Annotated in this window: 20 protein-coding genes and 1 pseudogene; 18 read left to right on the forward strand and 3 right to left on the reverse strand. The window is 41.3% G+C overall.

Annotated features, from left to right (window positions below; genetic code table 11):
• Positions 1-80: 80 nt before the first annotated feature.
• The 9 genes from ACPC57_RS04895 to mmuM all read left to right on the forward strand — a co-directional run bounded on the left by ACPC57_RS04895 (position 81) and on the right by mmuM (position 7,823).
• Entirely contained in the window at positions 81-839 is a 759-nt protein-coding gene (locus ACPC57_RS04895; protein ID WP_217374528.1) for a TIGR00266 family protein, read from the forward strand.
• Positions 840-1,009: 170 nt separating this feature from the next.
• The gene (locus ACPC57_RS04900) at positions 1,010-1,456 is read left to right on the forward strand and encodes a LytTR family DNA-binding domain-containing protein (protein WP_434065107.1); all 447 of its coding nucleotides are present in this window, start codon (positions 1,010-1,012) and stop codon (positions 1,454-1,456) included.
• A gap of 4 nt (positions 1,457-1,460) precedes the next feature.
• Entirely contained in the window at positions 1,461-2,135 is a 675-nt protein-coding gene (locus ACPC57_RS04905) for a LiaF transmembrane domain-containing protein (RefSeq protein ID WP_434066423.1), read from the forward strand.
• A gap of 85 nt (positions 2,136-2,220) precedes the next feature.
• Positions 2,221-2,385, forward strand: coding sequence for a hypothetical protein (locus tag ACPC57_RS04910; RefSeq protein WP_242616080.1), 165 nt, complete (start codon positions 2,221-2,223; stop codon positions 2,383-2,385).
• A gap of 112 nt (positions 2,386-2,497) precedes the next feature.
• Positions 2,498-2,665 (forward strand): hypothetical protein, encoded by a 168-nt coding sequence (locus tag ACPC57_RS04915; RefSeq protein ID WP_434065105.1) that lies wholly within the window; start codon positions 2,498-2,500, stop codon positions 2,663-2,665.
• A 14-nt stretch (positions 2,666-2,679) separates the two neighbouring features.
• Positions 2,680-3,504, forward strand: coding sequence for an MFS transporter (locus tag ACPC57_RS04920; RefSeq protein ID WP_434066424.1), 825 nt, complete (start codon positions 2,680-2,682; stop codon positions 3,502-3,504).
• Positions 3,505-3,893: 389 nt separating this feature from the next.
• Complete coding sequence (gene gltX, locus ACPC57_RS04925) at positions 3,894-5,348, forward strand: glutamate--tRNA ligase (RefSeq protein WP_130554215.1); 1,455 nt, start codon at positions 3,894-3,896, stop codon at positions 5,346-5,348.
• A 138-nt stretch (positions 5,349-5,486) separates the two neighbouring features.
• Positions 5,487-6,863, forward strand: a complete 1,377-nt coding sequence (locus tag ACPC57_RS04930) for an amino acid permease (protein WP_217374529.1) — start codon at positions 5,487-5,489, stop codon at positions 6,861-6,863.
• Positions 6,864-6,875: 12 nt separating this feature from the next.
• Positions 6,876-7,823 carry a homocysteine S-methyltransferase gene (gene mmuM / locus ACPC57_RS04935; protein WP_289646129.1) on the forward strand — a complete coding sequence of 316 codons (948 nt, stop codon included), beginning with the start codon at positions 6,876-6,878 and terminating at the stop codon, positions 7,821-7,823.
• Positions 7,824-7,859: 36 nt separating this feature from the next.
• Here mmuM and ACPC57_RS04940 read toward each other — a convergent pair whose 3' ends face one another.
• Entirely contained in the window at positions 7,860-8,222 is a 363-nt protein-coding gene (locus ACPC57_RS04940) for a MerR family transcriptional regulator (protein ID WP_434066425.1), read from the reverse strand.
• 252 nt (positions 8,223-8,474) lie between these two features.
• On the reverse strand, positions 8,475-9,062 hold the full coding sequence (locus tag ACPC57_RS04945) for an NUDIX hydrolase (RefSeq protein WP_434066426.1): 588 nt from the start codon (positions 9,060-9,062) through the stop codon (positions 8,475-8,477).
• A 122-nt stretch (positions 9,063-9,184) separates the two neighbouring features.
• Here ACPC57_RS04945 and ACPC57_RS04950 point away from each other — a divergent pair.
• The 9 genes and pseudogenes from ACPC57_RS04950 to rpmH all read left to right on the forward strand — a co-directional run bounded on the left by ACPC57_RS04950 (position 9,185) and on the right by rpmH (position 16,576).
• Positions 9,185-9,926 (forward strand): annotated as a pseudogene (locus ACPC57_RS04950) (VOC family protein).
• A gap of 103 nt (positions 9,927-10,029) precedes the next feature.
• A complete protein-coding gene (locus ACPC57_RS04955) occupies positions 10,030-10,557 on the forward strand; it encodes a transcription repressor NadR (protein WP_024397302.1) in 528 nt (175 codons plus the stop codon).
• Positions 10,558-10,627: 70 nt separating this feature from the next.
• A complete protein-coding gene (locus ACPC57_RS04960) occupies positions 10,628-11,176 on the forward strand; it encodes a hypothetical protein (RefSeq protein ID WP_289646121.1) in 549 nt (182 codons plus the stop codon).
• Between the two features lie 191 nt (positions 11,177-11,367).
• Positions 11,368-12,561: an argininosuccinate synthase gene (locus tag ACPC57_RS04965; RefSeq protein WP_171988968.1), complete on the forward strand. Its 1,194-nt coding sequence runs from the start codon at positions 11,368-11,370 to the stop codon at positions 12,559-12,561.
• Between the two features lie 13 nt (positions 12,562-12,574).
• Positions 12,575-13,969 carry an argininosuccinate lyase gene (argH, locus tag ACPC57_RS04970; protein WP_434066427.1) on the forward strand — a complete coding sequence of 465 codons (1,395 nt, stop codon included), beginning with the start codon at positions 12,575-12,577 and terminating at the stop codon, positions 13,967-13,969.
• A 70-nt stretch (positions 13,970-14,039) separates the two neighbouring features.
• Positions 14,040-14,399 carry a ribonuclease P protein component gene (gene rnpA, locus ACPC57_RS04975; protein WP_024391601.1) on the forward strand — a complete coding sequence of 120 codons (360 nt, stop codon included), beginning with the start codon at positions 14,040-14,042 and terminating at the stop codon, positions 14,397-14,399.
• Positions 14,383-15,195, forward strand: a complete 813-nt coding sequence (locus tag ACPC57_RS04980; protein WP_434065099.1) for a YidC/Oxa1 family membrane protein insertase — start codon at positions 14,383-14,385, stop codon at positions 15,193-15,195. Before rnpA ends, ACPC57_RS04980 begins: the two co-directional genes overlap by 17 nt.
• Positions 15,196-15,213: 18 nt before the next feature.
• A complete protein-coding gene (gene jag, locus ACPC57_RS04985) occupies positions 15,214-16,218 on the forward strand; it encodes an RNA-binding cell elongation regulator Jag/EloR (RefSeq protein ID WP_172036507.1) in 1,005 nt (334 codons plus the stop codon).
• A gap of 220 nt (positions 16,219-16,438) precedes the next feature.
• Positions 16,439-16,576, forward strand: a complete 138-nt coding sequence (rpmH, locus tag ACPC57_RS04990) for a 50S ribosomal protein L34 (protein ID WP_049618373.1) — start codon at positions 16,439-16,441, stop codon at positions 16,574-16,576.
• Positions 16,577-16,625: 49 nt separating this feature from the next.
• Here the strand turns inward: rpmH and ACPC57_RS04995 are convergent, their stop codons facing one another.
• Positions 16,626-17,507 (reverse strand): diacylglycerol/lipid kinase family protein, encoded by an 882-nt coding sequence (locus ACPC57_RS04995; RefSeq protein WP_217374538.1) that lies wholly within the window; start codon positions 17,505-17,507, stop codon positions 16,626-16,628.
• Positions 17,508-17,664: the final 157 nt, after the last annotated feature.

A 17,664-nucleotide genomic window follows, 5' to 3' on the forward strand; every position in this document is an offset into this window, starting at 1 on the left:
GGTTTGTTTTAGCTTGTTTTTGGTTTATTATAGCTATCTTGTGGTTAACAGGAACTTTTCGTAAAAAATAGGAGGCAACTATGTCAGACAATCGAATGAAATACACTATTGATAGTAATATGCAATTTCCTTTAGTAGAGATTGCTTTGGAAGCTGGTGAGTCAGCTTATATCCAGCAGGGAAGTATGGTTTACCACACGCCAAGCGTAACATTGAACACTAAGCTCAATGCGCGCAGTGGTTCTGGTTTTGGTAAACTCATGGGAGCTATCGGTCGTTCCATGGTATCAGGGGAATCCATGTTTATCACCCAAGCAGTTTCGAATAGCAATGACGGAAAAATAGCTTTGGCTCCTTCTACTCCTGGACAGGTCATTGCCTTAGAACTTGGAGCTCAACAATATCGCCTAAATGATGGTGCATTTCTTGCTCTTGATGGTTCTGCTCAGTATAAGATGGAACGTCAAGGTGTAGGTAAAGCTTTCTTTGGTGGTCAGGGCGGTCTCTTTGTTATGACTACTGAGGGTTACGGTACTCTTTTAGCAAATGCCTTTGGTTCAATTAAGAAAATTGAGTTAACAGGTGGTAGTATTACAATTGATAATGCGCATGTCGTTGCTTGGAGCCGAGAGCTAGATTACAATATCCATATGGAAAATGGTTTCTTGCAATCAATTGGTACAGGTGAAGGGATTGTCAATACATTCTCGGGTTACGGTGAAATCTATGTACAAAGTTTGAACATTGAAACCTTTGCTCAAATTATCGGTAATCATATTGTCCGTACAGGTGGCGACGGTGGTGGTGGTAGCACATCACTTCTTGATGCGATTTTTTAAGAAGTTAATACTGAAATATCCAACATAAAAGTAAGTCCCTCGTGTAAAGCAAGGGATTTTTCTTTATTCATTTCTACCACTTACCTCTAATTTGTAACCACTTACTGAACTGTCCTTGTATTCCCCGAATTGCCTGTTATAATAGGAGTATCAAAAGTAAAGGAGGGCTTATGAAAGTTAGGATTGAATTTGATGACAGCTTAGATCAGGTTGAAGTTATCATTAGAGCGAGTCAACTTGCACCTGAAATAGAGCAAATCCAACAAGTTTTAGGACGATTGAATCGCCCCAGCTTAGTATTTTATAAGGGAACGAGTGAATTTTTCTTAAAACTGGAAGACCTGCTCTTTTTTGAAACGGATGGAAATAAGACGATTGGTCATACCAGAGATGATGCCTATGAAGTCAAGATGAAACTACATGAATTGGAAGACTGCCTTCCAGCGTATTTTTGTCGGGTTGCTAAATCAACGATTGCCAATGCTAGAGCTGTGTATTCATTGGATAAGTCTTTTTCAGGAACAAGTCGAATTTCCTTTCATAAAACCCATAAGGAAGTTCATGTGTCACGGCATTATTATCATTTGTTAAAAGAAAAATTACAAGAAGTGAGGTAGGGAGATGAAACGTCTTATTATAGGATACTTGGTTATAGGTTTGGCAGTCTTAGTACTGATAAGAGATACTTTAGGCTTTAATCTATCAATGCCTTTCTGGACAACTGTTTGGTATGTCATTACAGTTGTTACTGGATTTCATCGTCTGGTAAAATTGGATTGGCGTTCAAGTATTTTTTGCTTCGGCCTAGCATTTATCGCAGCAAATTCAGTTTATGAATGGGTTGGTTTTGGTACTTGGAATATGGTTCTTTCTCTAGGGTTGCTCTGCTTGGGATTGAACTTGATTTTTAAGCCAAAGAAAAAAAGAGCAATGAATGATGGACAAGAATTTGGTTCAGGAGTGATTGACGATAAGGGGCGTGATACAGCTTTTGGTTCCTCGACTCGTTATATCCATGAGGAGAATTTTATTCATGACAGTGTTGATGTAGCTTTTGGCTCTAGTACTATTTATTTTGACCAAGCAGTGATTTTAGGAGATAAAGCCAGTTTTGAAATTAATGCAGCCTTCTCTTCACTGACATTATATTTGCCAGCTAACTGGCAAGCAATTGTGAAATTAGATAGTGCCTTATCAACCACCAATAATTATGCAAGCGAACCGGGTGAGAAAATCCTTCACATTACAGGTGATTTGGCTTTTTCAACCCTAACGATTTACTCAACGAAAGGTTAAGATGCTAGAGGAAAGTCAAATTTGGCTTCTCTGCAGAATAAATAGTCGGAATATTCTGGAAAATATTCAAAAAAAAGGGATTATCATGAAAAAGATTTTGAAAAACTCAACCTACTTATGGATATTGGCATCAGACATGTTGTCCAACTTTGGGGACGTGGTCTATTATCTGGCCTTTATGAACTATATTGCTCGTCCCAAACAGCCGGCTAGCGATGGCTATCGTAACCTTTTCGGAAACCTTCCCTAGCTTTATGGGGCTCTTTACAGGCTATCTGGCAGACTAAACGGTCAACAAGATTGGCACTATTAAGCTGACCCTCCTCTTCCGTGTCCTTCTTTACCTCATCCTTGGATTCTGTATGGGTTTTGAGCCGGCCCTTTGGATTGTCGTGGTGGCATCGGTTTTCAATGTTATTGCAGACTTTGCTGGCTTTTATGAAAACGGCCTCTATACACCTCTGGGATTGCGTGTAGCGCCAAAAGAAGAGAGGGAACAAGAGAGTATTCTGCTTTTCGTCAAACTGTAACGAATACGCTCAATATGGCCTTTCAAGCGCTCTCTGCCATTCTAGTTGGCCTACTTTCCTATCAGCATCTTGCCTTCTTAAACGCCGGCACATTTTTGGTGGCATTTCTTATCATGCAGTTTCTAACACCGATTTTTCGCAATCTTCTGACGGAGCAACCATCGAAAATAGCAGAGCTGCCAAGCCAGACAGAGAAGAAAGCGAAAGGGCCGGGGATTTTTGCTTCTTTCAAACAAGCGGTTTGGGAGCTGCGCAAGATACCTGAGTTTCGCCTGGTCTTGATTACCAGCCCTATTATCAATGCCTGTGGGGCAATACTTTATCCAATGTTAGTCTTGTTAATTAGCGAGGATCCTAACTTGGTAGTAATAAATATTGAAACAAGCCTTGCAACCATTTTATTTATCTTCTTTGCGGGAAATATTTTGGGGTCCTCTTTGGTCTTTACCTTGTTCAAAAAGACCAGCATGGTTACGCTTGAAGTGGCAGCTACTTTTTCTCTATTGGGGGTATTTGTAGGGATGTTGACTCACCAATTGCCTCTCAACCTATTCTTTTTAGCGACTATGGGAATTGGTTTCGGAGCAAGTGGTCCAAAATTTAATGCAAAATTTGTCAATTCCATGCCAGAGGAGCAGTTGGGAACTATAGGAGGTGGTGTTTCCACCTACTTCATGTGGGGTCAAGCTCTATTTCGGCTGGTTGTATCTGGTTTAGTCTTGCTATTATCAGTTGATCAGATTAGCTGGATTTTCTTGAGTGCAAGTGGCTTTTTAGCCTTATATGTTATCTACTGGCTTATCAGAAATCAAAAAACACCTCAAAATCAGTCTGTATAGGCCGATTTTTCTGTTTTCTTACTCAGATCTGTGCTATAATGTTCTTGATTGTTACTCTGCGAAAATCAAATTCAGGCATAGTTGACTTGATGAGGGACAAGCCCTAATTGAGCTTGTCAGACTGCTACCCAAAAACAAAAAAGTAGCGGGTAATCTACACCATGGTTGACAGAGTGGAAAAGAATTCGACTAGAAGCAGTCTCTTGACTCCCAATTGTAAGTTTGGGCTTCTATGATCGTTTACTTGTTTATAGGTGACCGGCTGAACCAGTTCCCTGAGCTGCTTTACTCCACTGGATTATTTTATTCCCACCTTTAACTATCACCCAGATAGTTGAAGTTCGTTTGATTTTGATTTTTTTGAGTATGAAATTTTACAGGAGAGAATCATGACTAAACCAATTCGTGTGCGTTATGCACCAAGTCCAACTGGGCTTTTACATATCGGAAATGCCCGTACGGCATTGTTTAACTATCTTTTTGCCCGCCATCACGGCGGTACTTTCATTATTCGTATTGAAGACACTGACCGTAAACGTCATGTGGAAGACGGAGAGCGCTCTCAGCTTGAAAACCTGCGTTGGTTGGGTATTGATTGGGATGAGAGTCCAGAAACTCATGAGCAATACCGTCAATCAGAGCGTTTGGATATTTACCAAAAGTATGTTGATCAGCTCTTGGCAGAAGGCAAGGCCTACAAGTCTTACGTGACAGAAGAAGAATTGGCGGCAGAGCGTGAGCGTCAAGAAGCTGCGGGCGAAACACCTCGCTACATCAATGAATACCTGGGTATGTCTGAAGATGAAAAAACAGCCTACATCGCAGAGCGTGAGGCGGCTGGCATTGTCCCGACTGTTCGCTTGGCTGTCAACGAAGCTGGTATTTACAAGTGGAATGACATGGTTAAGGGCGAAATCGAGTTCGAAGGTGGTAATATCGGTGGTGACTGGGTTATCCAGAAACGCGACGGTTACCCAACCTATAACTTTGCCGTTGTCATTGACGATCATCTCATGGAAATCTCGCACGTTATCCGTGGGGATGACCACATTGCAAATACACCTAAGCAACTCATGGTCTACGAAGCACTTGGTTGGGAAGCACCAGAGTTTGGTCACATGACCTTAATTATCAATTCTGAAACTGGTAAAAAACTGTCCAAACGTGATACCAATACTCTTCAGTTTATCGAAGATTACCGTCGTAAGGGTTACATGCCTGAAGCTGTCTTCAACTTTATCGGTCTCTTGGGTTGGAACCCGGGTGGTGAAGAGGAAATCTTCTCTCGTGAGCAATTTATCCAACTCTTCGATGAAAAACGCCTCAGCAAGTCACCAGCAGCCTTTGACCAAAAGAAAATGGACTGGATGAGCAATGAGTACATCAAAAATGCTGATTTAGAAACTATTTTCAACCTTGCCAAACCATTCTTGGAAGAAGCGGGTCGCTTGACAGATAAGGCAGAGAAATTAGTGGAACTTTACAAGCCACAATTAACTTCTGCAGATGAAATTGTGGGTTTGACAGACCTTTTCTTCTCCGATTTCCCGGAATTGACAGAGGAAGAAAGAGAAGTGATGGCGGGAGAAACTGTTCCGACTGTTTTAAATGCCTTCAAGGAAAAATTGGAAGCCATGACAGACGAAGATTTCCAACCAGACAATATTTTCCTACAAATCAAGGCAGTCCAAAAAGAAACAGGTATCAAGGGCAAAAACCTCTTCATGCCAATCCGTATCGCCGTTTCGGGTGAAATGCATGGACCAGAGTTGCCAAATACTATTTACCTGCTCGGCCGTGAGAAATCTATCCAGCATATTGAGAATATGTTGAAATCTTTGTAAGATAAATAATCCCCGATGTCCTGTGACAGCGGGGATTTTGCTATAACTGATAACTATAACAGTTGCGTTGAAAAGGATATAACGAGTTTCTGAAAATCCATGATATGATAGAATAATCACAAGAATTTAGGAGAGTGTATGGAAAATCATAATTTTGAAAATCAAGGCACCTTTAACCGCGAGATGAACAGTCGTCATTTGCAGATGTTGTCCATAGGAGGGGTCATCGGGACAGGTTTGTTCCTGAGTTCAGGCTATACCATTGCACAGGCTGGGCCTTTTGGAGCTATTGCGGCCTATCTATTTGGAGCTGTCATGGTCTATTTGGTCATGTTCTCTTTGGGAGAATTGTCGGTTGCTATGCCTGTGACAGGTTCTTTCCATACCTATGCGACCAAGTTCATCAGTCCTGGAACAGGTTTTATGGTGGCTTGGATGTATTGGCTTTGTTGGGTCGTTGCCCTTGCTTCACAATTTGTTGGAGCAGCTCAACTCATGCAACGCTGGTTCTCTAGTGTACCTTTATGGATTTTTGCGACGATTTTTGCCATCGTTGTCTTCGCTTTAAATACACTTTCGGTTGGCTGGTTTGCCAAGGCGGAGGATGCGTTGTCGTCAATCAAGGTTTATGCTATTGCAGCTTTTATCGTACTAGGGACATTAGCCATTTTTGGAATCTTACCTTTTGAAGGAACCAATGCAGCGCCGTTATTTAACAACATCACAAGTAATGGATTGCTCCCTAACGGATTAGTAGGTTTTATCTCGGTCATGTTATCAGTAAACTATGCCTTTTCAGGTGTGGAAATGATCGGAATTGCGGCAGGTGAAACAGATAATCCCAAGAAAGCTGTACCGCAAGCCATTAAGTCAACTATCGGTCTATTGGTTATCTTCTTTGTCTTGACAATTGTAGTTTTGGCAGCTCTCCTTCCTATGTCAGAAGCAGGTGTGACAGAGGCACCATTCGTACTTGTATTGGACAAGATTGGCTTCCCTTATGCTGCTGATATTATGAACTTCATCATCTTGACTGCTATCTTATCTGCATCGACTTCAGGGCTCTATGCTTCAAGCCGTATGCTTTGGTCTTTGGCCAATGAAGGCATGATTAGTAAGGAATTAGTCAAGATTAACAAGCATGGTGTGCCTACGCGGGGCATGATTTTGTCCATGATTGGTGTTGTAATCGCCTTGATCGCGTCAATTTATGCAGAAGATACCATCTTCTTGGCCCTGGTTTCTATTGCTGGTTTTGCGGTTGTCATCGCTTGGTTGGCTATTCCTCTGGCACAAATCGGTTTTCGTCGTGAATTTTTGAAAACTCACAGTGAAGATGAACTGGAATACAAGACGCCGTTCTCACCGACCTTGCCATGGATTACGGTTGTTCTGTTGGTTATTTCTATCATCGGAATCGGTTGGGATCCTTCACAGCGTGCCGGTCTTTACTTCGGTGTTCCTTTCATGATTGGGTGCTATATTTATCATTACATTCGCTTTAAAAAGTGGTAGGAGGGTTCAAGTATGGGACGTTTTAAAGAACTACTAGAACAAAAGGAATATATCATTTTGCACGGTGCTCTTGGAACAGAGTTGGAGTTTCGAGGGTATGATGTATCGGGTAAGCTTTGGTCTGCCAAGTATCTTTTGGAGAATCCCCAGTACATCAAGAATATTCACAAGGATTATATTCGTGCCGGGGCAGACTTGGTGACAACCTCCACCTATCAGGCAACCTTTGAAGGATTAGCAGAAGTTGGCTTGTCACAAGCAGAGGCTGAGGACCTCATTCGCTTGACCGTTGATTTGGCGAAGGAAGCGCGTGATGAGGTCTGGGCAGAATTGTCTGAAGCTGAAAAAGTACATCGAACCTATCCTCTTATTTCAGGCGATGTTGGCCCTTACGCGGCCTATTTGGCGAATGGTGCTGAATATTCCGGTGACTATAGTAACATTAGTCTAGCAGCGCTAAAAGACTTTCACCGTCGCCGAATTGAACTCCTATTAGAACAGGGGGCAGAGCTGTTGGCTTTAGAAACCATCCCCAATTTTCTTGAGGCACAAGCATTAGTAGAGCTGTTGGCAGAGGATTTTCCTGAGGTTGAAGCCTATATTAGCTTCACCTCTCAGGACGGTCAGTCAATCTCTGATGGTACGTCTATTGAAAAAATAGCAGAGCTGGTTAACGGCAGTGAGCAGATTTTAGCAGTTGGTCTCAACTGTACAGCACCGTCTCTTTACCCAGCCTTTCTCAGCCAGTTGAGAGAGAAAACGAATAAACCATTTGTCACCTACCCAAATTCTGGAGAGATATATGATGGAGCTACTCAGACCTGGAAAGAAGAAGCTGACCATAGCCATAGCCTTTTGGACAATACTCTTGCATGGCATAAACTGGGTGCTAAGGTAGTTGGAGGTTGTTGTAGGACTAGGCCGAATGATATAGCTGGTCTGACCCAAGGGTTGAAATAAATGAATTCCCGCTGTCGCGTGACGGCGGGGATTTTGTTATAAATTCTGTAATTTTTTCTCAATCTGCTGGAGTAAATTTTCTAGATTTTCCTTCTGTTCTTGGAGCAGGAGGATTTGTTTTTCACGGTCGGCAATTTCATCCAGTATGACCTGTTTGTTTTCTTTTAGCTGTTCGAGACTGCCGCATTTGGTGTCGTGAAGTTCTTTGATACGGATAATAGCTTTCACAGATAGGCCTAAATGGCGAAGTCCTAGTATATTTTCTAGGTTGTTGATTTCTTCTTCGTTCCAGTAGTAGTTACCGTTAACCAGCTGAGGTTGTAGCAATCCCTGTTCGGTGTAGAAACGAAGCATATCGCGTTTGATACCAAATTGTTGCATAACTTGTCCTGTTTTCATAATGTCCTCTTGACAGTGCCTTACCCCTCATGTTACATTGATGGGGAAAAGGAGTTCTATATGATTATTGTTGTTAAATGGTTGATTGTGCTTTATTTGGGGCTATTACCGCTATCTGCTTGGGTATATCGCAAGCAACTTCCTAGCTGGTTACTGATTTTATATGCCTGCCCAGTGTTGCTCAGTTTGTTGGGCTGGCAGACAGTTTTGGGATGTATCTTAGGTCTAATCTTGGCTTGCGGTGTACGGATTTTAGGTGGTCGCATTCTTTTTGGGAGAAATCGACTCAGTCACTTTTTGTCTCATGTTGTACTGAGTTTCATTTTCGCTCTTGCTCTGTTTTTGTTCTAAAAACAACCTCTCCACATAAACCTTCTGCCTTGGGATAACCAGTTCTGTTTCTAAAAAGTCTTTTAAATCTTCCTGTGGGACCCAGATATAATTGCTGGTTTCGTCGGCTTGGAGTTGGATAGCAGCTTTGTCCCAATTGGTTTCGGCCCAGTAGCAGTGGAAAATGCACTGGTCGTCATGGGTGATAAAGTGTGTATGGTGGCGGAGTTGGTCAGCTGTCAGCTCAATGCCTGTCTCTTCGCGGACTTCGCGTAATATGGCCTGCTCTGCTATTTCCCCAAACAAGGCCGAGCCTCCTGCTGTCGCTTCATAATAGTCAGGGTAGGAGAGCTTGGCGCTGTCGCGCTTCATGAAGAGGGTGCTGCCGTCGCGGTGGCGGATGATGCACTCGACGACTAGGTGGTAGAGGCCGTGGGGAATAGGTTCTCCGCGTGTGAGGGTGTGGTCGGTCAGTTGGCCGTCGGTTGTGTAGGCGTTCCAGATTTCCATTTCATTCTTCTGTCAATTTTGTAGTTATTCAGTATAGCACATCTATAAGTGCAAAAGCAACATGTTTTGTTTTTTGTACGGACTAATGCTATACTAAGCCTAGTAATTCAAAGGAGAAATCGATACAAACTATTATTCCTCATCTCTGGTACGATACAGAGGCAAAAGAAGCTGCGGAGTTGTATGTGGACCTTTTCGGAGGCAAGATTGACTGGAACTATACCATTACGGATATGCCTTCTGGCGATGCTGGCTTGATCCAATTCCAACTGGGAGACATGACCCTGGCAGCGATTAGTGCGGGGCCATATTTTAAACTCAACGAGTCTATGTCGCTCATGGTAAATGTAGCTAGTAAGGATGACGTAAGCCGTCTTTATGAGGCGCTATCAGACGGTGGGCGTGTGCTCATGCCATTGGCGGAATATCCCTTCAGCCCTTACTATGTCTGGTTGGAAGACCGCTTCGGTCTGTCTTGGTCGCTTGTCTTACTATGGCGGAGGTGAGGCTGCGGTTGCTGCTGCCAAGTTGAATTATGCGGAGCTTTTTATCAGAGACCAAAAAATGATTGCTATGGACCATGGATATGGTGGTGTGGCCTCTTTTAACGAATCCTTTTCGCTAATGGTCTGTGTGGATAGTCAGGAAGAAGCGGATAGTTGGTATGAAACAGTGTCGGCAGCTCCAGAAGCAGAAATTTGTGGTTGGGCCAAGGATCAGTTTGGGATTTCTTGGCAGATTGTGCCACGTATCTTGACGGAGGCATACGATTCGGCTAGCCCAGAACAGATTAAGGCTGTGAATGCTGCAGTAATGACAATGAAGCGTCTAGATATCGCATCTATTCAAGCCTTATTAGATTAATAAGATGTAAAAGGGACTGAGTTGCAGTTTCTGTTTTTTCTATTAGACAGGAATGAATTGGCTCGGTTTTTGGTATAATGAAAGAAAGTAGAGGGGAGACCACATGAAAGCAATAGAAAGACGAAAGCACATTTTATCACTTTTACAGGAAACATCTCAACCACTTTCAGCGAATTACCTAGCAAAAGAATTTGGAGTGAGCCGTCAGGTGATTGTGGGAGATATAGCCTTGCTTCGAGCAGAGGGTGATCTGGTTTTGGCGACTCCAAGAGGCTACCTACTGCAGTCTTCTCTGGCGCCTCTTGAAGGAGCTTATATTCGTAAAATAGCTTGTCAACATGGACCAGAAGATGTTGAAAAAGAGTTGACTATCCTATTAGAGGGAGGAGCTCAAATCCTTGATGTCGAAATTGAACATCCTATTTACGGTCTCTTATCTGGCAAACTAAATATTACCAGTTTTGAAGATCGGGACCGTTTTTTAGATGATTTGAGTCATTATAAAGGAGTGCTATTGAGTAATTTAACAGAAGGAGTTCATACTCATACTGTCTCATTTCCCTCGGTTCAAGCCTACCAAGAACTTTCTTTGGTATTAAAGGCTGCAGGAATTTTGCTAGAGAATCAATAAAACATTACAGGTGTCTTGACACCTGTAATGTTTTGGTTTATAATCGAACCTATAGAAAGAGAGGTTCCTTATGTCCCAATTAACACTATCATCTAAAAGTTCCGTCAAGCAGCTTTCCATTAGTGCGATTCTTACTGCATTTGCTATTTTGATTCCATTGATGATGCCGATTAAAATTGTTATTGGTCCAGCATCCTACACACTTGCTAGTCATATTCCGTTGTTTATTGCAATGTTTATTTCACCAGCAACGGCCATATTGGTAGCACTGGGCTCCAGTCTAGGCTTCTTTTTAGCGGGATTTCCTATTGTCATCGTATTTCGTGCATTAACCCACTTGATTTTTCTTACTCTGGGAGCTTTTTTAATAAAACGATTTCCAAGTTTTATGGACACTAAACATTTTTTCCTATTAGGGATTGGTCTCAATCTACTTCATGGCTTAGGGGAGTATATTGTGGTCATGGCCCTGACTTCGGGCGGGCAGACTTCAGATACTTATTGGATGACTATGCTTGGCTTAGTTGGTCTAGGTTCTGCACTTCATGGATTGCTCGATTTTAGTTTGGCATATTATTTTTGGAAAATCTTGAAAGAACGGAAAATTTATCAACCTTAATATGAGTTGAGATAAAATATAGTCTAGAAGTCGGAGAAAATTCTCTGGCTTTTTCTTGTTTTTTCTGTAAATGTACGAGGTTTATTCAATTTTTTAAAAAAATGTGTATAAATATGTTGCAAAAAGTATAAATATACACTATAATAGTCACTAGGTTTTATTTGCTAATTTAAATAGAAATGAGAATGTTTATGACGAAAGAAAAATTAATCCTAGCTTATTCAGGTGGTCTGGATACTTCAGTTGCGATTGCATGGTTGAAAAAAGACTATGATGTCATTGCGGTTTGTATGGATGTTGGTGAAGGGAAAAATCTCCAATTTATTCATGACAAGGCCCTTTCCATCGGTGCAATTGAATCGCATGTTTTGGATGTGAAAGAAGAATTTGCTCAAGAATACGTTTTGCCTGCCCTACAAGCTCATGCATATTATGAACAAAAATATCCACTAGTATCAGCACTTAGTCGCCCACTGATTTCTAAAAAGTTAGTGGAGATGGCGCACAAGACTGGTGCAACGACCATCGCTCATGGTTGTACAGGGAAGGGAAATGACCAGGTACGGTTTGAAGTAGCGATTGCGGCTTTGGATCCAACTTTGAAAGTTGTAGCACCTGTTCGTGAATGGAAGTGGGCGCGTGAAGAGGAAATCCTATTTGCCAAGGAAAATGGTGTTCCAGTTCCAGCAGATTTGGATAGCCCTTATTCAGTTGACCAAAATCTTTGGGGCCGGGCTAATGAATGTGGTGTATTAGAAAATCCATGGAATGAAGCACCAGAAGATGCTTTTGGAATCACTACTTCTCCAGAAAATGCACCAGATCTTCCTGAGTATGTAGAAATCGAATTTAAGGCTGGAGTCCCAGTTGCTATTAATGGAGAAACGCTCAGCCTTGCCAATCTCATTCAACAACTCAATGAGATTGCTGGTAAGCATGGTGTTGGACGAATTGACCATGTTGAAAACCGGTTAGTTGGGATCAAATCACGTGAAATTTATGAGTGTCCCGGAGCCATTACTCTTTTAACAGCTCATAAGGAAATTGAAGATTTGACCCTAGTGCGTGAAGTATCTCATTTCAAGCCAATTGTATCTAATGAACTCTCGAATCTGATTTACAATGGTTTGTGGTTCAACCCTGCAACACAGGCATTGAAAGCTTATCTGCAAGCAACTCAATCAGTCGTGAATGGAACCGCAAAAGTGAAATTGTATAAAGGATCAGCGAAAGTAGTTGCCAGAAAATCACCAAATTCTCTATATGATGAAGATTTGGCAACTTATACAAGTGCTGATACATTTGATCAAGATGCTGCAGTTGGTTTCATCAAGCTTTGGGGATTACCAACCAAAGTTAATGCAGAAATTCATAAAAAGAACTAGAAAGTAGGAGCTTATGGAAGCAAAGAAGCTATGGGGTGGTCGTTTTGAGGCCAGTCTTGAGGAATGGGTTGAAGAATTCGGTGCCTCCATTCGCTTTGATCAAAAACTGGCTAAGTATGATATTCAAGGGTCATTAGCTCATGTACAAATGCTTGGGGCAACAGGTGTTATTAGTCTTGAAGAAGCTCAGTCTATCCAGGCTGGTCTGGAAGAGCTTCTGAATGACTATGAAGCTGGAAAGCTAGTATTTGATGTTCGAAACGAAGATATTCACATGAATATCGAAAGTCTCCTGACTGAGAAGATCGGGTCAGTGGCAGGGAAATTGCATACGGCACGTTCTCGTAATGATCAAGTTGCAACAGATATGCATCTCTATTTGAAGGATACCTTGTTTCAAGTAGTAGATAAATTGACCAATCTACGCCAGACATTGGTTAATCTTGCACAAGAGCATATCGAGACGGTTATGCCGGGCTATACCCACTTACAGCATGCTCAGCCAATTAGTTTTGCTCAGCATATGTTGGCCTATTACAATATGTTCAGCCGTGACAGTGAGCGTTTTGCATTCAACATTCAGCATACAGATATATCTCCACTTGGTGCGGCAGCATTGGCAGGAACTACATTTCCAATCGACCGTCAACTAACTTCGGATTTAATGGGGTTTTCTCATCCCTATACAAATTCCTTAGATGCTGTATCAGATAGGGATTTTATCTTGGAATTTTTATCAAATGCGAGCATTTTGATGATGCATATGTCTCGTCTCTGTGAGGAAATCATTAATTGGTGCTCACATGAATACAAATTCGTTACTTTATCGGATACCTTTTCAACAGGTTCTTCCATTATGCCTCAGAAGAAAAATCCAGATATGGCTGAGCTGATTCGAGGGAAAACAGGTAGAGTTTATGGAAATTTGGTCGGATTGTTGACAGTCATGAAATCCTTACCGTTGACCTATAACAAGGATTTGCAGGAAGACAAAGAGGGAATGTTTGATAGCGCGGAAACCATTTTGGTATCTATTGATATTTTGGCAGGAATGCTACAATCTATGACAGTTCATAAGGAAAGAATGGCTCAATCAACTGAGAAGGACTTTTCGAACGCTACAGAGTTGGCGGATTACTTGGCTAGCAAGGGTCTACCGTTTCGTCAGGCGCATGAGATTGTTGGAAAACTAGTCTTGGAATGTAGTAAAGCTGGGTACTATTTACAGGATGTTCCTTTAGAACGTTATCAGGAAATTTCATCGATTATTGGACCGGATATATATACAGCTTTAGAGTCTCAAACGGCAGTTTCACGAAGGAATTCGCTTGGAGGAACCGGTTTTGAATCCATTCGCTGGCAAATTCAGCAAGCAAAAGAGCAATTATCAGCTTCAAAAGGCCTCTAAACGTGATGTTTATTGGCTTTTTTGAATTTTATGGTATAATAGTAGTAATTTTGAAAGATGGAGTGAGAGTTTGAGAAAAAGCTATCGTGTCAAGCGTGAACGAGATTTTAATGACATTTTCACCAAAGGAAATAATGTGGCAAATCGTCGATTTGTAGTCTATTGGCTAGCGAAAGAACAACCGCATTTCCGAGTAGGGCTTTCTGTCAGTAAAAAATTAGGAAACGCTGTCACGCGGAATAAGATTAAGAGAAAAATTCGACATGTTCTTATTGAGCATCAGGAACAACTTGTAACGAATGACTTTGTTGTCATTGCTCGCAAGGGTGTTGAAGAATTAAACTATCAGGAAATTAAGAAAAATCTTCTCCATGTTTTAAAACTTGCCAAACTTTATCAGGAAGGTGTTGAGATTGAAAAAGAAAGCTAAGTGGGTTGGTTTACTCGCCACGTCCCTGTTTGTATTGACAGCCTGTGGGACAGGTCCAGTAACTAGCCAGTCGTCTGGTGCATGGGACCAGTTAATCTATTGGTTCGCTAGTGTCATCCAATTCTTGTCCATCAACGGTCAAATTGGAATAGGGATTATCCTATTTACTATTTTGATTAGGACCCTGTTATTGCCTTTGTTCCAAATACAGATTAAATCTTCGCGAAAGATGCAAGAGTTGCAGCCAAAGTTGAAAGCGCTACAGGCTGAATATCCAGGAACAGATATGGAGAGTCGCCAACAACTTTATGAAGCAACACAGGCACTCTATAAAGAAAACGGCGTTAGTATGAGATCGTCTATGATTCCGCTTCTCATTCAAATGCCAATCTTATTGGCTCTTTTCCAAGCTCTAACACGCGTTGAAGTCTTGAAAGTTGGTCATTTTCTTTGGTTAAATCTCGGGGAACCGGATCCGATTTTTGTCTTGCCTGTTCTGGCTGCTGGTTTCACATTCCTCAGCACATGGTTGACCAACAAGTCTGCAATTGAAAAAAATATGGCTATGACAGTTATGACTTTTGCCATGCCAGTCATGATTTTTCTCTTTGCTTTGCCGGCTGCGAGCGGGGTATCCTTGTACTGGACTGTATCAAATGCTTATCAAGTGGTTCAAACTTTAGTATTTAATAATCCGTTCAAAATAATAGCGGAGCGTCAAGCCAAAATTGATTTGGAGAAAGAACTTCAGTCTAAGAAGCGAAAGGCTCAAAAAAAGGCCAAGAAAAAGAAATAGGATTCTAGGAGAGAGAAAATGAAATTTACAGGATCAAGTGTTGAAGAAGCTATTCAAAATGGCTTGGTAGAGTTAAATATTCCTCGGAAGAGAGCACATATTACTGTAGTTGCGCGTGAGAAAAAAGGTTTCTTCGGTTTTGGGAAAAAGCCAGCTATTGTTGACATTTATGTAATCAATGAGACAACGGTAGTGAAAGCTAATCAAAAAGCTGTTCGTGGAGTTCCAACTGAAATTAATGAGTTGAATGAGCCGGTTAAAAGTATCTCAGAAGCGACAATTGACCTAGGAAAAGTTGTTGCAGCTGTTAAAGAATTTGAAAAATCTGGCCAAACGCTTGAAGATGATATCAAGGCTCAGATTTTGAAAAATGAAAAAGAGGCAACTACAATTCTGGAAGAGACAGGTCGTATTGAGATTTTACCAGAAGAGCTGCTTCATCCATCATCTGCGGATCAGCTTGTCGATGAAACAATTCAAGACCAACCTGCTACCACAAATCAAAGTGAATCAACTTCTGAATTTGCTGATATTGATATTAAGGTGGAATCACAGTATGACATTGAACAAGTTGTAGCTGAAGTGTCAGAATATGTTCAAGAAATCTTGGATGATATGGATGTAGAGGCTCGCATCGAGACAAGCCACAATAGACGAACCATTAACATTCAAGTCGACACAAACGAACCTGGACGTGTCATTGGATATCATGGAAAAGTATTAAAAGCTTTGCAACTTTTGGCACAAAACTTCTTATATAATCGATATGAGCGTAATTTTTATATTACAATTAACGTTAATGACTATGTAGAGCACCGTGCAGAGGTACTACAGGGATATGCTCAAAAACTGGCAGAGCGTGTGATAACCGAGCAAGAAGCTTATCATACAGATCCTATGTCTAGTAATGAGCGCAAAATAATCCATCGCATCATTTCAAAAATGGATGGAGTGACAAGCTATTCAGAAGGTAGCGAGCCTAATCGATACGTTGTCGTAGATATCGAAGGAAATCGTGATTAATTATCAGATGTTTAAAGAGAGGATGAAGTGTTCCTCTCTTTTTTATTAAATATGAAGAAAAATATTTGTTTGGATTGGCTGATTTTTGGATTCTTGGTAAAAAGTCAGTCAGAACACCTTGACAAATGGTTTAATTTCTTATAAAATGGATTGGTATGTTTAGTAACTGATCAAAACTAGCCGGCTAAACGAATACGAAAATCTAGAGGAGGTATTCATCGTGAAACGTACTTTTCAACCAAGTAAAATCCGTCGCGCACGTAAACACGGTTTCCGTAACCGTATGGCAACAAAAAATGGCCGTCGTGTGTTAGCAGCTCGTCGCCGTAAGGGACGTAAAGTGCTTGCTGTAGCGTAATTGATGAACAAGAAACCAGCAGAAACTCGAGTCTGCTGGTTTTTCTTTCTTAATAGTAAATGGAAATGTGAGAAGGGAGTACTTTGACATGAATAGGAAGATGGTCTCCTTCGTCACCGTCAATATTGATTTGCAAATCACCATCAATGACTGAAATTTTCCCTTCTGTGAAGGTTTCATAACCAAGACTTGTTGTGTCTTCCGTGACACCTTTCATTAATTGAGGGATGGCGGATACTGTATCCAGAAAATGACTATCTTTTAGATAAAGTAAGTGAAGTAAGCCATCATCTACCTTGGCATTCGGTAGGAGTGTCTCGAATCCACCTATTGAATTGGTTAATCCGATTATCAGCGTTGAAGAAGTGATAATTTTTGAAACGTTATTCACTTCTACTTCAAATTGGTAACTTTTGTTATTAACTAATTCTTTTACCCCATTGATAAAATATGCCAACTTACCAAATCGTGTCTTTTCTTCTGGGGCTACATCGTTGATTCCTTGTGGGATGGCTCCAATTGCGGCGACATTCATAAAGTAACTATCATTGACCTGGCCTATATCGAGGAGGCGCTTCCGAGAAGGATCAAATTGAGCAATGGCTGATGTTGGATCTAAAGGAATACCTAATGCTCTGGCTAAATCATTTACTGTACCAAGCGGGAAAAATCCAAAATGTGGTCGGTGTGGTTCATTGGCGATTCCGCTAATTCCCTCATTCACAGTGCCATCACCACCCATAACAATCACGCTATCGAACTGTTTCTGGGCAGCCTCTTTAGTAAAGCGAGTCGCATCGCCAGCTTTTTTGGTTTCTTTTACCTCAACATAATCGAAATAGGCTTTTAATTTCTCAAGGGCCTGTTTTTGGAACTCTGGTGCTTTTTCACCACCAGAACTAGGATTAACAACTAACAAGGCGTTTTTCATAGCGATTCTCCTACTGATTTTTATGATATTATTTATTATACAATTTTTTACATAGCAGATGCAACTAACCGCTTCCTTATGAGTGTGTCGGAATTTTTGAGAAGAGAGGATATTACCAAGAAAACGGAAAAGTCAAGACCAAAACAAACTTTTTCTT

It is taken from the genome of Streptococcus sp. VTCC 12886, from assembly GCF_049893425.1.
GTDB classification, from domain to species: domain Bacteria; phylum Bacillota; class Bacilli; order Lactobacillales; family Streptococcaceae; genus Streptococcus; species Streptococcus suis_AA.

Coding starts and splice junctions, on each gene's coding strand:
- ACPC57_RS04915 (WP_434065105.1), top strand. CDS start 2,498: ATGGGTTTTGAGCCGGCCCTTTGGATTGTCGTGGTGGCATCGGTTTTC.
- ACPC57_RS04955 (WP_024397302.1), top strand. CDS start 10,030: ATGAAAGCAATAGAAAGACGAAAGCACATTTTATCACTTTTACAGGAA.
- ACPC57_RS04900 (WP_434065107.1), top strand. CDS start 1,010: ATGAAAGTTAGGATTGAATTTGATGACAGCTTAGATCAGGTTGAAGTT.
- ACPC57_RS04905 (WP_434066423.1), top strand. CDS start 1,461: ATGAAACGTCTTATTATAGGATACTTGGTTATAGGTTTGGCAGTCTTA.
- ACPC57_RS04965 (WP_171988968.1), top strand. CDS start 11,368: ATGACGAAAGAAAAATTAATCCTAGCTTATTCAGGTGGTCTGGATACT.
- argH (WP_434066427.1), top strand. CDS start 12,575: ATGGAAGCAAAGAAGCTATGGGGTGGTCGTTTTGAGGCCAGTCTTGAG.
- ACPC57_RS04920 (WP_434066424.1), top strand. CDS start 2,680: ATGGCCTTTCAAGCGCTCTCTGCCATTCTAGTTGGCCTACTTTCCTAT.
- ACPC57_RS04940 (WP_434066425.1), bottom strand. CDS start 8,222: ATGAAAACAGGACAAGTTATGCAACAATTTGGTATCAAACGCGATATG.
- ACPC57_RS04930 (WP_217374529.1), top strand. CDS start 5,487: ATGGAAAATCATAATTTTGAAAATCAAGGCACCTTTAACCGCGAGATG.
- ACPC57_RS04910 (WP_242616080.1), top strand. CDS start 2,221: ATGAAAAAGATTTTGAAAAACTCAACCTACTTATGGATATTGGCATCA.
- ACPC57_RS04995 (WP_217374538.1), bottom strand. CDS start 17,507: ATGAAAAACGCCTTGTTAGTTGTTAATCCTAGTTCTGGTGGTGAAAAA.
- ACPC57_RS04895 (WP_217374528.1), top strand. CDS start 81: ATGTCAGACAATCGAATGAAATACACTATTGATAGTAATATGCAATTT.
- mmuM (WP_289646129.1), top strand. CDS start 6,876: ATGGGACGTTTTAAAGAACTACTAGAACAAAAGGAATATATCATTTTG.
- gltX (WP_130554215.1), top strand. CDS start 3,894: ATGACTAAACCAATTCGTGTGCGTTATGCACCAAGTCCAACTGGGCTT.
- ACPC57_RS04945 (WP_434066426.1), bottom strand. CDS start 9,062: ATGGAAATCTGGAACGCCTACACAACCGACGGCCAACTGACCGACCAC.
- ACPC57_RS04960 (WP_289646121.1), top strand. CDS start 10,628: ATGTCCCAATTAACACTATCATCTAAAAGTTCCGTCAAGCAGCTTTCC.
- jag (WP_172036507.1), top strand. CDS start 15,214: ATGAAATTTACAGGATCAAGTGTTGAAGAAGCTATTCAAAATGGCTTG.